The organism is Sphaerisporangium flaviroseum, from assembly GCF_039537005.1.
Lineage (GTDB): Bacteria > Actinomycetota > Actinomycetes > Streptosporangiales > Streptosporangiaceae > Sphaerisporangium > Sphaerisporangium flaviroseum.
In genome coordinates, this window is record NZ_BAAAZR010000038.1 from 252,865 (window position 1) to 267,304 (window position 14,440).

The following is a 14,440-nucleotide window of genomic DNA, read 5'->3' on the forward strand; positions in this document are numbered from 1 at the left end:
TGCGGTGGGCCTGACCCCCACCGCACCCCGCTCGTCCCACCCCGGAACCCCCGCGGTCCCCGTTCCACCGGCGTCCCCAGCCCGAGAGGCGATCGATGTCCCTCAGACGCACGCTCACCGGTCTCGCGATCCTCGTCGCGTCGGCCACGATCTTCCCGGTCTCCTCCTCCGCGGCGGCACCCGCCTTCAACTACGGCGAGGCCCTGCAGAAGTCGCTGTTCTTCTACGAGGCACAGCGATCGGGTGACCTTCCGGCGGGCAACCGCGTCACCTGGCGCGGCGACTCCGGCCTGCGCGACGGCGCGGACGCCGGTCTCGATCTCACCGGCGGCTGGTACGACGCGGGAGACCACGTGAAGTTCGGCCTGCCGATGGCGGCCAGCGCGACCATGCTCGCCTGGGGAGGTGTCGAATACCGCGACGCCTACCAGAGCTCGGGACAGCTCCCCTACCTGCTCGACAACCTGAAGTGGGTCAACGACTACCTCATCAAGGCCCACCCGTCGCCGAACGTCCTGTACGGGCAGGTGGGCAGGGGTGGCACCGACCACGCGTGGTGGGGCCCGGCCGAGGTCATGCCGATGGAACGCCCGGCGTACAAGATCGATACCTCGTGTGGCGGGTCGGATCTGGCCGGTGAGACCGCGGCGGCGATGGCGGCCTCCTCGATGGTCTTCCGCCCGACGAACCCGGCCTACGCCGACACGCTGGTCTCGCACGCCAGGCAGCTCTACTCCTTCGCCGACACGGTCAGGAAGAAGTACAGCGACTGCATCACCGACGCGTCGGGCTTCTACCAATCGTGGAGCGGCTACAACGACGAACTCGTCTGGGGGGCGATCTGGCTGCACCGGGCGACCGGCGACGCCTCCTACCTCGCCAAGGCGGAAACCTACTACGACAACCTGAGCACCGAGCCGCAGAGCACGATCCGCTCCTACAAGTGGACGATCGCGTGGGACGACAAGTCGTACGGCGCCTACGTGCTGCTCGCCAAGCTCACCGGCAAGCAGAAGTACGTGGACGACGCCAACCGCTGGCTCGACTGGTGGACCGTGGGCGTGAACGGCACCAAGGTGAACTACTCGCCCGGCGGCGAGGCCGTGCTCGACCAGTGGGGTTCCCTGCGGTACGCCGCCAACACCGCGTTCGCCGCGCTCGTCTACAGCGACTGGCTCACCAACTCCACCCTTAAAGCGAGATATCACGACTTCGGGGTCAGGCAGATCAACTACGCGCTCGGCGACAACCCGCGCAGGTCCTCGTACATGGTCGGTTTCGGCGCCAACCCGCCCAGGAACCCGCACCATCGCACGGCGCACGGCTCCTGGTCCAACAGCCTCAACGAGCCCGTCGACAGCAGGCACATCCTGTACGGCGCGCTGGTCGGCGGCCCGACCTCGGCCAACGACGCCTACACCGACAGCCGGAGCGACTACGTGATGAACGAGGTCGCGACCGACTACAACGCCGCGTTCACCGGCGCCCTGGCCCGGCTCTACAAGGAGTACGGCGGCGCCCCGGCGTCGAACTTCCCGGTCGCGGAGCGGCCCGACGGACCCGAGATCTACTTGCAGGCCTCGGTGAACTCCACGGGCGCCACCTACACCGAGATCAAGGCGCTTGTCGTCAACCACTCGGCGTGGCCCGCCCGCGCGCTGTCGGACGGCACGTTCCGCTACTACTTCACGCTGGACGGCAACACCACCCCGAGCCAGATCACCCTGTCCTCGGCCTACACGCAGTGCAAGGCTCCGGTGGGGCCGACCCCGGTCTCCGGCAGGGTCTACTACGTCACGATCGACTGCTCCGGGACGTCCATCGCCCCCGCGGGCCAGTCGGAGTCGCGGCGGGAGGTGCAGTTCCGCATCGCCAGTTCGTCAGGGTCCTGGGATCCGTCCAACGACTGGTCGTACACCGGCGTGGCGACCACGCCAGGAGCCACCCCGGTCACCGTGCAGAACATCCCGTTGTACTCCGGCGGCACCCGGATCTGGGGCGACCCGCCGGGCACGGGGCCCGATCCCACTCCCACTCCCACGCCTACTCCCACTCCCACACCGACTCCGACACCGACGCCCACGCCCACGCCCACGCCCACGGCCGGCACGGCGTGCGCCGCGACGTACCAGGTCACCCGTTCCTGGAGTGGCAACTTCCAGGCGGACGTGGCGGTGCGGAACAGCGGTAGCACGGCGATCAACGGCTGGACCGTGGCCTGGGCGTTCCCCAACGGCCAGACGATCAGCCAGGTCTGGGGCGGTATCCACACACAGACCGGAGCCAATGTGTCGGTGAGGAACGCCGGCTGGAACGGCGGCCTGGCGGCCGGCGGGTCCACGTCGTTCGGCTTCATCGCGAGCCAGAACGGTGCCAACGGAGTCCCGGCCTCCGTGACCTGCACGCCCGCCTAGCCCCACACCCGTGGTCTCGATTTGCCCTGGGAGCGCGAGACCACGGCCCGGCCGGGCCTTCCAGCAAGGCCCGGCCGGGCACTCCCCACCGGAGAGGAGCACCACCTGCCAACGAGCCGCACTCGCTCGTCACCTGACGGTCAGGCCTCGACCGCGGCCTGACGTTCCGCCACGCTCCCCCCGGCGCCGGACCCCGGGGGGAGCGTGCTCCCGTCCCCCGGCGTCCTCGCGAACACCAGGCCGGGTCGCGCGGAGCGTCATCGGCGTAGGTCATTAGCTACGCCTCTCCTCACATAGCGTGAGATTCCTAGAAATGCTCGGATATCTGCGCGCGACGTAGTGAGAATCGTTAGGACTTGTACCGAGGGACGGGGGTCCACATGGCACGAGCGGTCCGGCTGGCGGTGACGGCAGGCGTCCTCGTGCTCGCGGCGGGGTCGGCGCCCTTGGTGGGCGGTGAGCTCAACCGGGTGGTGGCGATCGCCCGCGCGATCGAGAGCGGGCAGAAGCAGGCACGCTGGCCGGGTGGAGCGATCCCGTACGTCTGGGGCGGGGGCCACGCGAAGAAGGCCGGCCCGTCGCTCGGCACCTGCAAGGGCTACCACGGCTCCATCAAGCCGTGCCCGGCGGCCACCACCCAGGGTCTCGACTGCTCCGGGCTCGCCCGCTGGGTGTACCAGCTCGCCTACGAAGACGACGTGCTGGGCGGCGGGAACACCGATGACCACGTCCGCCGGCTGCGCAAGGTCACCCCCGCGGCGGCCCGCCCGGGGGACCTGGTCTTCTACGGCAAGATCCGCAAGAGGACCGTCAAGACCCACCACGTCGGCATCTTCATCGGCGGCGGCAGGATGATCAATGCCCTTCGCACCGGCACGACCATCCGCACCGACCGTGTGACCCTCCTCCCCGACCTCGCGGGCTACTACCGCTACGAGGGCTGACCGCCGCCGGCACCGGGCCCGTGAAAGTTTCCGCTGTTCACGCAGGTGGAGAGCGGTCGGCCCACACCCTGTTTGACCCGTGGAGGCGGCGGTTCTTACGGTCGCGGCGATATCTAGGAGGAGCCGATGGCCGCCGTTCCACGTCCGCACCACCTGCTGAGGACGCTGAAGATACCCGTTCTTGTGATGCTGGCCGTCGCGGCGTTCGGCGTCGTGGAGCAACCGCGCCCGGCCAGGGCGCTCGACACACCGCCGTACAAGGACCCGGCCCTCAGCGTCACCGCGAGGGTGAACGACCTGCTTTCGAGGATGTCGCTGGACGACAAGGTCGGGCAGATGACGCAGGCCGAACGGGCCGCGCTGAATCCGGTGTCGGACCTCGCGACCTACCGGATCGGGTCGGTGCTCTCCGGCGGCGGTTCCGTGCCGTCGCCGAACTCGGCCACCGGCTGGGCCGACATGTACGACAACTTCCAGCGGCAGTCGACCTCCACCCCCCTCGGCATCCCCATGATCTACGGGGTCGACGCCGTGCACGGGCACAACAACGTGGGCGGGGCGACGATCTTCCCGCACAACATCGGGCTCGGGGCCACGCGCGATCCCGACCTGGCCCAGCGGGTGGGGCGCGCGACCGCCGAGGAGGTCACCGGAACCGGGGTCGACTGGACCTTCGCCCCGTGCCTGTGCGTCGCCCGGGACGACCGCTGGGGACGCACCTACGAGTCGTTCAGCGAGAACCCGCAGCTCGTGAGCCAGCTGACCACGATCGTCACCGGGTTCCAGGGGCCGTCTCTGGGCGGCTCGGCGTCCATCCTTGCCACCGCGAAGCACTACATCGGCGATGGAGGCACCACCGGAGGCGACGACCAGGGCAATACCCAGCTCAGCGAGGCCGACCTGCGCGCCATCCACCTGCCGCCGTTCCGGGCGGCCGTCGAGCGCGGCGTGGGGTCGGTCATGATCTCCTACAGCAGCTGGAACGGCCAGAAGCTGCACGGCAACCGCTACCTCATCACCGACGTGCTCAAGGGCGAGCTCCGGTTCACCGGCTTCGTGGTCTCCGACTGGGCCGCCATCGACCAGCTCGACGGCCAGCAGGGGTTCACGGCCGACGAGGTCAGGACGGCCGTCAACGCGGGCATCGACATGGTGATGGTGCCGACCGACTACAAGAGGTTCATCTCACTGCTGAAGTCCGAGGTGGAGGCCGGGCGGGTGACGACGGCGCGCATCGACGACGCCAACCGCCGGATCCTCACCAAGAAGTTCGAACTCGGGCTGTTCGAGCGGCCGCTGACAGACCGGTCCTTCACCTCGACCGTGGGCAGCGCCGCCCACCGGGCCCTGGCGCGCGAGGCCGTGCGCAAGTCGCAGGTGCTGCTGAAGAACGACGGCGGCCTGCTGCCGCTCGGCAAGCAGGGCGGCAAGATCTTCGTGGCGGGCAAGAGCGCCGACGACATCGGCAACCAGAGTGGCGGCTGGACCATCACCTGGCAGGGCTCCTCGGGACCGATCACTTCAGGGACCACCATCCTGCAGGGCATCCGCGACAAGGTGGGCTCGGGCGCGACCGTCACCTACAACCGTGACGGGACCGGCATCGACTCCTCCTACCGGGCCGCGATCGCGGTGGTCGGCGAGACCCCGTACGCCGAGGGCCAGGGCGACCGGCCCTCGTCCCTCGCCCTCGACGCGACCGATCTGGCCACTCTGTCGCGGCTGCGCGCCTCAGGCGTACCGGTGATCGTCGTGCTGGTCTCCGGACGGCCGATGGACATCGCCTCACAGATCGGCGGCTGGAAAGCGCTGGTGGCCGCCTGGCTGCCCGGTACGGAGGGCGGCGGGGTCGCGGACGTGCTGTTCGGCGACCACGCGCCGACCGGGAAGCTGCCGATGACCTGGATGCGGGAGTTCTCCCAGCAGCCGATCAACAACGGGGACGGCAAGCCGGCGTTGTTCGACTACGGGTACGGGCTGACCTACTCGACCACGACGCCTACTCCTACTCCCACTCCGACACCCACACCCACACCGACCCCTACGCCGACACCGACACCGGGTGGCCTCGGGTGCAAGGTGGCCTACAAGGTCGGCAGCCAGTGGCAGGGCGGATTCAACGGTGACGTGACGATCAACGTCACCGGGGCGGCGGTCAACGGCTGGACCCTCACCTTCGCCTTCACCGGAGACCAGCGCGTGTCCAACGCCTGGAACGCCAGAGTGACGCAGAGCGGCGCCCAGGTCACCGCGGCGGACGGCGGATGGAACGGACAGATCCCTGTAGGAGGTAGCGCTTCCTTCGGGTTCACCGCATCGGTCGGCGGGACCAACGCTCCCCCGGCGGGATTCTCCTTGAACGGGGTGCCCTGCTCGACCGTTTGAGGCGGCATATGACATTCGTCCTACTTATACGAGGAAGATACGTACTGCGCTAAGTGGCGCCGCTGCTGCCAGAGTGGAGAGGTGGAATCACCTGACCTCTCCCTCCGGCCACCGCGACACCACGTCAGCCGGACAGCGATCTGGTTCTGGGGCGTGCGAGCCGCCGTGGGATGGCTCGTCCTGATCGCCCTCCAGGTCGTGTGGACCGTCCTCGACGGCGGGAACCGTACCGCCCACATCACCGTCCTCGCCATCACGGTCGCTCTCGCGGTGACCCACGTGACCGTCATGCCGTGGTGGCGGTACCGGGTTCACCGCTGGGAGACCACCGCCGACGCCGTCTACACCCAGTCCGGCTGGCTCCAGCAGGAGTGGCGCATCGCGCCGATCTCGCGCATCCAGACCGTCGACAGCGAGCGCGGGCCGCTGGAGCAGCTGTTCGGGCTGGTCAACGTCACCGTCACCACCGCGTCGGCGGCGGGCCCGCTGCGCGTCCACGGCCTCGACCGGAAGACGGCGCAGCGCCTGGTGGATGAGCTCACCGCCAACACCCAGGCGACGACCGGAGACGCGACGTGACCGCGATGGACGACACCACGGACGCCTTGGGGGGCGAACCGGCGGACGCGGTCGGGGGCGGACCTGTGGCCGAGCCGGGGGGTGAGCTGGTTCAGTGGCGGCGGCTCAGCCGGCGCATGCTGGTGATCCATCCCTTCCAGGAGGTCGTACGGAGCGCCCCGGCCCTCATCGGGCTGCTGTTCGCCGGATCCACCCAGGGCGGCCACGGACATCTGTGGAGCCTCGCCGGCCTCGGCATCATGCTCCTGATCGGCACGCTGCGCTGGTTCACCACGACCTATCGCGTCACCCCGCAGTACGTCCAGGTACGGAAAGGGCTGCTCCGCAGGCAGGTCCTCACCGTGCCGCGTGACCGGATCAGGACCGTCGACGTCACCTCCCACGTACTGCACCGCCTTCTCGGGCTGTCCAGGGTCGAGGTCGGCACCGGCCGCTCGGACAGGAAGGACGGCGGCACGCTCAAGCTCGACGCGCTCCACACACACGAGGTGGACCGGCTACGCGACGAACTGCTGCACCGGCGTCCGGCGCCGGCCTCCGCCGCCGCGGCCTCCGTGGCACCCGGCCCTGTAGCACTCGATTCCGTGGCACCCGGTTCTGCAGCACTCGGTACCGTGGCACCTGGTTCCGTCGTACCCGGCTCCGTGGCCTCCGGTCCTGTGGCACCCGGTTCCGTCGCAGGGTCCCCGCATGCCGGCGCGACCGCCACGTCCGAGATGGACGTCCACCCGGGCACCGCCGGCCCGATGACCGAGGTCGAACTCACGGCGCTGCGACCGGCATGGATCCGCTTCGGCCCGTTCACCCTGTCGGGCGTCGTCACGGTGGGTGTGCTGGCCGGGTTCATCTCCCGCATCGTGTCCGAGGGCAACGTCGACCTGCTCTCGATAGGACCCGTACGGCAGGTGGTCGACTCGTTCAACCAAGGGGCCCTCTGGCTGCGGATCACCGGCTCGGTGGCGACACTGGTGATCTTCGTCGCGATCGCGTCCACGCTCGGGTACGTACTGGCCTTCTGGCGGTTCCGCCTCACCCGTACGACCGGTGGCACGCTGCATGTGACGCGCGGGCTCATCACCACGAGAGCGACCACGCTCGAAGAGCGCCGTTTGCGCGGCATCGAGGTCAGCGAGCCGCTGTTGCTGCGCGCGGTGGGCGGGGCGCGCCTCATCGCGGTGGCCACCGGGCTCCGCGTCGGGCTCGGGGCCCAGCGCGGCGGATCGATGCTGCTGCCACCGGCACCGCTGGCCGAGGCCCAGAACGTGGCGGCCCGCGTGATCGGTGTCTCCGAGCCGTTGACGGCGGATCTGCTCCCCCACGGCCCGGCGGCCCTGCGGCGCAGGTTCACCCGGGCGCTCGCGGTGTGGGGGACCCTCACCGCGGCGCTCCTGGCCCTGTCGTACTGGGCCGGGTTCCCCGCCTGGACCTGGCAGACGGCCCTGGTGCTCACGGTGCCGGCGATGCCCCTCGCGGCCGACCGCTACCGCAGCCTCGGTCACACCATCTCCGGCGGTCACCTCGTCACACGGTGGGGCTCGGTGGTACGGCGGCGCGTGGCACTGGACCGCGACGGCATCATCGGGTGGAACCTGCGGAGGTCGTTCTTCCAGCGGCGGGCCGGCCTGGCCACCCTCACCGCGACCACCGCGGCCGGCCGCCAGGGGTACAGCGTCTGGGACGTCGACCTGGCCGAGGCCCTGCGCACGGCCGACCAGGGGATCCCCGGCCTGCTCACCCCGTTCCTGGTGAGTGCCGGGCAACCCTCCGAAGCGGCCGGCGGCCCGGCCCCGGCCTCCTTACCGATGCCGGCACAGGTGGAAGGGCCGTTAGCCCACCGAGATGCGTAGGCGATCGCATCCGGGGCACTGGATTCCCGGCCGCAAGTCACGGCCGCCGGTGGCATCGGCATGCCGTTCACGGGGCGATGTCCGAGCACCGGTGAGAAGACGAGGGGGAAGCGAGCCTCATGGGTCTGGTTCGAGGGTTCGGCAACCGATTCGGGCGCAAAGGGCGGCGGCTGCGCGGGGTGGCCCAGAAGGCGTTCGGATGGCAGGAGCTTCGGCCGGGGCAGCAGGAGGCGATGGAGCATCTGCTGGCCGGGCGTGATGTGCTGGTGGTCATGCCGACCGGGAGTGGCAAGTCGGCGGTGTACCAGATCCCGGCTCTGCTGCTCGATGGCCCCACGGTGGTGGTCTCCCCGTTGATCGCCCTGCAGCGTGACCAGGTGGCCGGGCTGGCCGAGGTGGACGCGGGTGGGGCGGTCGCGGTCAACTCGGCGCAGTCCGATGGTGCCAGCGACGCCTCGCTGGACCAGCTTCGCGCCGGGACCGCCGAGTTCGTCTTCCTGTCTCCCGAGCAGTTGGCCAAGCCGGAGGTGATCGACCGGTTGCGCGCGGCGCGGCCATCGCTGATCGCCATCGACGAGGCGCACTGCGTCTCGGCGTGGGGTCACGACTTTCGGCCCGACTACCTGCGGCTGGGGCAGGCGATCGAGCGGCTGGGTCACCCGCCGGTGGTGGCGCTGACGGCCACCGCCGCGCCTTTGGTCCGAGACGACATCCTCAGCTCGCTCGGCATGACAGATGCCCGGCAGATCGTCCGGGGGTTCGACCGTCCCAACATCGACCTGGAGGTCCGCAGGTTCGTCGACAAGGATGCCAAGCGTCGTGCCCTTGTCGAGGACGCCGCCTCCCGGGAGGGCCTTGGCCTGGTGTACGTGGCCACGCGCCGCGCCGCCGACGACTACGCCGCCGCGTTGCGGGACGCGGGACGCCGGGCGGAGGCCTACCACGCCGGGATGAAGGCCTCCGACCGCCACCGGGTGCACGAGCTGTTCCGCGATGACGGGCTGGATGTGGTCGTGGCCACCTCGGCCTTCGGCATGGGGATCGACAAGCCCAATGTGCGTTATGTCCTGCATTCCGATCCGCCCGAGTCGCTGGACTCCTACTACCAGGAGATCGGCCGAGCCGGACGCGATCAGCAGCCGGCCTCCGCTGTGCTGTTCTATCGGCCGGAGGATCTGGGCATCCGCCGGTTCTTCGCCGGTGGACGCGCTGACGAGGAGCTGTTGCTGCGGGTGGCGACGCTGGTCCACGAGCACGGCGGCAACGTCCCAGCCCCTGAGTTGAGAGAACTGCTCGATGTCGGCCCCTCCAAGCTGACGGGCGTGGTCAACCTGCTGGAGCGGGTCGGCGCTGTGCAGGTCACCGAGAGCGGGGACCTGCGTTCCATCGCGGACGGGCCGCCGCCCGAGCGCGCGGCGGCCGAGGCCGTCGGCCTGGACGACACCCGGCGCCGGGTCGACGAGTCCCGTATCGAGATGATGCGGGGCTACGCCGAGACGACCGGCTGCCGGCGAAGGGCACTGCTGGAGTACTTCGGCGAGCCATACGAGCGAACCTGCGGCAACTGCGACACCTGCCGCTCGGCCGGGACGACCACCACCATCGCGCCCGCCGATGAGACCGACGACGGACCCTTCCCGATGCACGCGAAGGTACGGCACAGCGCCTGGGGCCCTGGTGTGGTCATGAGCAGGGAACCGGACCGGGTCACGGTGCTCTTCGAGGACGTGGGCTACAAGACCCTCTCGCTGGAAGCCGTCGAACGCGACAACCTCCTGACCTTGGCCAGCTGACTCCTCCGACCCGGGTCTCAGGGGGCCGATCCTTTGGGGAAGGGTGAAGGGGAGCTGGTCTCATAGGTCCGCTGGATTTCGGACGGCGTCCTTTAACTGCGGCGAGCTATTGACGAACACCCTTTTCGCCCACCCGGCACCCGTTTGATCGGGGCACTCGTGGCCGCCCACCCGGGTGAGGACCACGCCGACACGGTGCAGGCCGACGGCAGTGAAGCGTCAAGGGGCGGCCGTCGACTCAGCGGACACGGTCCGGGTGGAGCCGGTGAGGGGTCACGGGGGGGCGGTGTCGTAGACCGTTGGCAGGTAAAGGTGGGGGGTGTCGAGGACCGCGGGCCACTTGGCGAACGGTCTCTTGGCCCACCCGGCACCCATCTGATCGGGGCACCCGTGGCCGCCCACCCCGGGTGAGGACCACGCCGACACGGTGCAGGCCGACGGCAGTGAAGGGTCAAGGGGTGGCCGTCGACTCAGCGGACACGGTGCGGGTGCCGTGCGAGGGTTCAGGTTGGAGCTACCACACTCGGCGTGATCGCCGCGTATAGAAGTAACAGGTCGCAGCAGATAGATGTGCACAGTGTGACGCGAGGCCTGGGGCGATGCTGCGAGGAGTCAGGGAGCGTGCTCTTCGAAGATCGAGGAGATGCCCACGAGCCCACCACCCAGGGAGGGGCTACATTGCCTGTCGCGACACGTCGCACCCGAGCCGCCGCCGTTTCGCTCTTCATCGCGCTGTCCGCCGTCACCATGACAGTGCGGGCCGGCGCGTCATCGGCCGATATCCCCGACTACGAGATCGTGAGCGACAGGAGTGACAGCAACTCCAACGACAAAGGAGCGGATGTCACCTGCCCCCACGGTACACGCGTGGTCGGTGCCGGAGCGGAGATCACCGGCGCGAGTGGCACCGTCGTCATCGACGAGGTGATACCGACCACGTACACGGTCAGCGCGTACGGGGTCGAGACCGACGAGGGCACCTCGGCCTCCTGGGACATCCGCGCGTGGGCCGTCTGCGGCGACCCGGACGAGTCGACCAGGATTCGCTCGCGGTCCGCCCCGCCCAACGGGCAGATCCCGGTGACCGTCACCTGCGACCCCGGTGAGTTCCTGCTCGGCACCGGATACCAGTTGGAAGGCGCGCGAGGCACCGCGAGCCTCGTCTACCTCATCCCGCAACTGAACAGCGTCTCCGGCCACGCGGCGAACCGGTATCCCGCGACATCCACCGACTGGACGCTTCGCGTGTTCGCGATCTGCGCCGAAGACCCGCCGCCGGGGCTCTGGATCTACTCCGCGACCAGCCCGGTCTCGACCTCTGGCAGCAAGCCGATCGACACGGACTGTCGCGGCGCCGATGACCGGCAGGTGGTCCTGGGCACCGGCTTCTCGATCCACGACGGCGGGGGCGAGGTCACCCTCGACTACCTCATCCCCACCAACGACACAGTCCTGACCCGAGCCACCGCAATGGAACCCCTCAACAGGTACTGGAGCGTCACGGCCTACGCGATCTGCGCCTGGGAAGACTGACAACGCCTGACTTTGCCCCCGGGGGCAGGAACAACGCACGCCGCCACCGGAAGCACTGACAACGGCGCCACCACCGACCCGCACCGTGTCCGCTGAACCGACCGCCTCACCCCGACCCCTCACCGCCCACCCGTGCCGTGTCCGCGAAGCCCTCACCCGGGGTGGGCGGCCACGGGTGCCCCGATCAAACGGGTGCCGGGTGGGCCAAGAGGGTGTACGTCAATAGACCCGCGTTCTCCGACCCCCCAACCTTCACCCCCCAACGGCCTACGACACCCCTCACCAGCTCCACCCGCACCGTGTCCGCTGAACCGACCGCCTCACCCTGACCCCTCACCGACTCCCCCGCACCGTGTCCGCGAAGTCCTCAGGCGATCGACTCGCGCGGCCTTCCCGCCGTTCGTGTGGCGGACCCTCTGCCAGGGATGAGCGGCGTGCCGAGGATCGCGTGGCCGACGATGGCGACGCAGACGAAGCCCAGCACGAGGCCCCAGCTCACGTCGGTCAGGTGGTGCATGCCGCGGTAGAGGCGGGACAAGGCGACGATGAGCGGAGCCCCCAGCCCGATCGCCCAGAACAGGACCTTCAGCGCGGTGTGGCGATGGGTGTGCAGTGTCAGGACCAGTGCCATCCCGACGTAGAAGCCGACCGCCGCGCTGGTGTGCCCTGACGGGAAGCTGGAGGTGGGCGGGGCGGGGTCGAGGTGGGGGACCTTCGGCCGCGGGCGCTCGATGAAGACCGTGGCCAGCAGGAACACGGCGGACTGCGTCCACACCGACAGGATGATGAAGATCGACTCACGCCAGCGCTTGAAGACGAGCCTGAACACCAGGGCGGCGATGGCCGTCAGGATGATGATCACCGACGTGTCGGACAACATCGACCCGAAGTGGGTGAGCGTGTTGAACAAGGGCGTGCGGTCCTCCACCAGCTCCCGGTTCAACGCGACCTCGCCCGCGACCTCGGTGTGGAGCGGCTTGATGATCAGCCAGCCGATGCCGAGCGTCACCCCTGCCAGCAACACAAGCGGAAGCAGGATGAGGCGCAGCACCCACGCGACGGTCTGGGACCGCCGCGAACCGCTCGCCACCGCTTTAGTGTCGGTGACCATGTGCACTTCCCTTCGGGGAGATGTGTTCCTTGGCCTCCGGCTCGACACCTTCGAAGTGCGGCTCGGAGGGGCGGCGGCCGATCTCGCGCCGCCAGGTCTCGAAGGCGGCCGTCGTCGCCGCGACGACCGCGGCGCCGAAGACGACCCCGGCCACCACGTCGCTGACCCAGTGGACGCCGAGCGCGACCCGCGTGTACGCCACGCCGCCGATGATCACAGTGCCCACGATCCAGGCGATCATTCTCTGGCGGCGGTTGAGAAGGGGAAGCAGCAGCAGGAGCAGCACCCCGACGCCGAGCGTCACGTTGACCGAATGCCCGGAGGGGAACGAGGAGCCCGGCGCGACGTCGACGGGGTTCGGCAGGTGCGGTCTGGCACGGGCGACGACCACTTTGAGCGCCAGCCCGAGCAGCCCGCCGACCGTGATCGTCGTCACCGCCCAGGCCGCGAGCCGCGGTGCGCCCCGGTACATCAGCCAGATCGCGGCCAGCACGACCACGACCCGCCAGGTGTTCGGTCCGAAGACGTCCGTCCACAGCTGGAGGAAGTGCACCCATGCCGGGTGTTCGAGCGCGTAGGCGTGCAACGTCTGCGCCACGCCCTCGTCGAGCCGGTTCAGCGGGCCGAACGAGCTCTTCACCAGCACGAGCAGCAGCGCGAACGGGACCAGCACCAGGGCCACCGCGCCAGAGGCGAGTGCGAGCCGTAGTCCGAGCCGCCTGTCGTTGTCGGCTCGCTTCCCGAACCGTTTCCGGAACCTGTCTCCCCGCCGCGGTCGAACCGCCTTCTCCAGCCGCTGCCCGAACGTGGTCATCACTCCCCGAGCCCTCCTTACTCGCCTTGGGGCGTCGCACTGCCCCGGTTTCCCGTGTCAAAGCCGGCGGGCCCGGGATCGGGTTCGACCGGGTCCCCCACGCCGCCGCGGCACGCCTCCAGTTGCGCCGCGAAGGACAGGCCCAGGAACAGTGCGACCGAGCTGAGCAGTGACCACAGGAGCAACGCCATCACGGCGGTCAGCGGCCCGTACGTCATGCCGAAGGACCCGTTGTGCTCGATGTAGAAGGCGAGGCCCCAGCTGAACAGCGTCCACAGCGCGAGTGCCACGATCGCCCCGACCGCGAGCCAGGTGTGCCCGGGCTGCTTGCGCCGCGGCGCGGCACGGAACAGGACCGAGGCCGACAGGACGGCGAGCAGGAATCCGACCGGCCAGCGCAGCACCATCCACGACGTCGTGATCATGTCGTCCCAGTGGTACACCTTGGCGAAGGCCGTGCCGAGGGGCTTGCCCCCCACCATGATGACGAAGCCGAGGGTCATGAGGGAGCCGGAGGTGACCGCCAGCAGCACGGCCTTGGTGTACTTGCGGGGGAACGGGGTGTCCCGCTCCACGCCGTAGATGCGGTTGGCGCCCCGCTCGACCTGCGCCATGGCGGTGGTGAGCCCGATCAGCGCGGTGATCAGGCCGAACCACAGGGCGATGGCCCCGCCGTCGCCGGCGTGGCGCTCGCTCACCTCGAGGGCGTCCTTGATGACCGTCTCGCCGGAGCCGGGGACGAACTCGCGGATGGTGAGCTGAACGACCCGTCCCAGATCATCCTGGTGCAGCTCGGAGCTGAGCCCGACGGCCGCGATGGCGCCGGGGATGACGGCGAGGCAGATCTGGAAGGCCAGGGCCCGGGAGTGGCTGAAGCCGTCTCCGTACCTGAACCGGATGAAGGAGTCGCGGATGAGATGCCAGCCGCCGTACCGGCGTAACGTCATCCAGGCGTCGTCGGCGCTGAGCTCCTCGCCGCTCATCGACCTGGTCTGCGGCACCGTGGTAGCCGTACCCATG

10 protein-coding genes are annotated in these 14,440 nt (G+C 69.5%); 7 read left to right on the forward strand and 3 right to left on the reverse strand.

Features of this window, described 5'->3' with window-relative positions; all coding sequences use genetic code 11:
• The first annotated feature begins 95 nt into the window (after positions 1-95).
• From ABD810_RS33185 to ABD810_RS33215, 7 genes are all read left to right on the forward strand, one after another.
• Positions 96-2,414 (forward strand): glycoside hydrolase family 9 protein, encoded by a 2,319-nt coding sequence (locus ABD810_RS33185; RefSeq protein WP_344949940.1) that lies wholly within the window; start codon positions 96-98, stop codon positions 2,412-2,414.
• Positions 2,415-2,794: 380 nt separating this feature from the next.
• A complete protein-coding gene (locus ABD810_RS33190) occupies positions 2,795-3,358 on the forward strand; it encodes a C40 family peptidase (RefSeq protein ID WP_344949943.1) in 564 nt (187 codons plus the stop codon).
• A gap of 126 nt (positions 3,359-3,484) precedes the next feature.
• Positions 3,485-5,743, forward strand: a complete 2,259-nt coding sequence (locus ABD810_RS33195) for a glycoside hydrolase family 3 N-terminal domain-containing protein (protein WP_344949946.1) — start codon at positions 3,485-3,487, stop codon at positions 5,741-5,743.
• Positions 5,744-5,896: 153 nt separating this feature from the next.
• Positions 5,897-6,322, forward strand: a complete 426-nt coding sequence (locus ABD810_RS33200; RefSeq protein WP_344949949.1) for a PH domain-containing protein — start codon at positions 5,897-5,899, stop codon at positions 6,320-6,322.
• A 5-nt stretch (positions 6,323-6,327) separates the two neighbouring features.
• Positions 6,328-8,169: a PH domain-containing protein gene (locus ABD810_RS33205; protein WP_344949952.1), complete on the forward strand. Its 1,842-nt coding sequence runs from the start codon at positions 6,328-6,330 to the stop codon at positions 8,167-8,169.
• A gap of 119 nt (positions 8,170-8,288) precedes the next feature.
• Positions 8,289-9,962 (forward strand): RecQ family ATP-dependent DNA helicase, encoded by a 1,674-nt coding sequence (locus ABD810_RS33210; RefSeq protein ID WP_344949955.1) that lies wholly within the window; start codon positions 8,289-8,291, stop codon positions 9,960-9,962.
• Positions 9,963-10,640: 678 nt separating this feature from the next.
• Entirely contained in the window at positions 10,641-11,495 is an 855-nt protein-coding gene (locus tag ABD810_RS33215) for a hypothetical protein (RefSeq protein WP_344949958.1), read from the forward strand.
• A gap of 367 nt (positions 11,496-11,862) precedes the next feature.
• On the opposite strand, the gene ABD810_RS33220 is transcribed toward ABD810_RS33215, so the two are convergent.
• Genes ABD810_RS33220 through ABD810_RS33230 form a run of 3 tightly spaced genes read right to left on the reverse strand, consistent with a single transcriptional unit; the run spans position 11,863 to position 14,439 of the window.
• Positions 11,863-12,606, reverse strand: a complete 744-nt coding sequence (locus ABD810_RS33220; RefSeq protein WP_344949961.1) for a phosphatase PAP2 family protein — start codon at positions 12,604-12,606, stop codon at positions 11,863-11,865.
• Positions 12,590-13,420 carry a phosphatase PAP2 family protein gene (locus ABD810_RS33225; protein WP_344949964.1) on the reverse strand — a complete coding sequence of 277 codons (831 nt, stop codon included), beginning with the start codon at positions 13,418-13,420 and terminating at the stop codon, positions 12,590-12,592. Before ABD810_RS33225 ends, ABD810_RS33220 begins: the two co-directional genes overlap by 17 nt.
• A gap of 17 nt (positions 13,421-13,437) precedes the next feature.
• On the reverse strand, positions 13,438-14,439 hold the full coding sequence (locus ABD810_RS33230; protein WP_344949967.1) for a YihY/virulence factor BrkB family protein: 1,002 nt from the start codon (positions 14,437-14,439) through the stop codon (positions 13,438-13,440).
• Position 14,440 lies beyond the last annotated feature (1 nt).

Excerpts from the sequence above, each read along its gene's own strand:
- ABD810_RS33185 (WP_344949940.1), top strand. The coding sequence starts at position 96 with ATGTCCCTCAGACGCACGCTCACCGGTCTCGCGATCCTCGTCGCGTCG.
- ABD810_RS33190 (WP_344949943.1), top strand. The coding sequence starts at position 2,795 with ATGGCACGAGCGGTCCGGCTGGCGGTGACGGCAGGCGTCCTCGTGCTC.
- ABD810_RS33195 (WP_344949946.1), top strand. The coding sequence starts at position 3,485 with ATGGCCGCCGTTCCACGTCCGCACCACCTGCTGAGGACGCTGAAGATA.
- ABD810_RS33205 (WP_344949952.1), top strand. The coding sequence starts at position 6,328 with ATGGACGACACCACGGACGCCTTGGGGGGCGAACCGGCGGACGCGGTC.
- ABD810_RS33210 (WP_344949955.1), top strand. The coding sequence starts at position 8,289 with ATGGGTCTGGTTCGAGGGTTCGGCAACCGATTCGGGCGCAAAGGGCGG.
- ABD810_RS33220 (WP_344949961.1), bottom strand. The coding sequence starts at position 12,606 with ATGGTCACCGACACTAAAGCGGTGGCGAGCGGTTCGCGGCGGTCCCAG.
- ABD810_RS33225 (WP_344949964.1), bottom strand. The coding sequence starts at position 13,420 with ATGACCACGTTCGGGCAGCGGCTGGAGAAGGCGGTTCGACCGCGGCGG.
- ABD810_RS33230 (WP_344949967.1), bottom strand. The coding sequence starts at position 14,439 with ATGGGTACGGCTACCACGGTGCCGCAGACCAGGTCGATGAGCGGCGAG.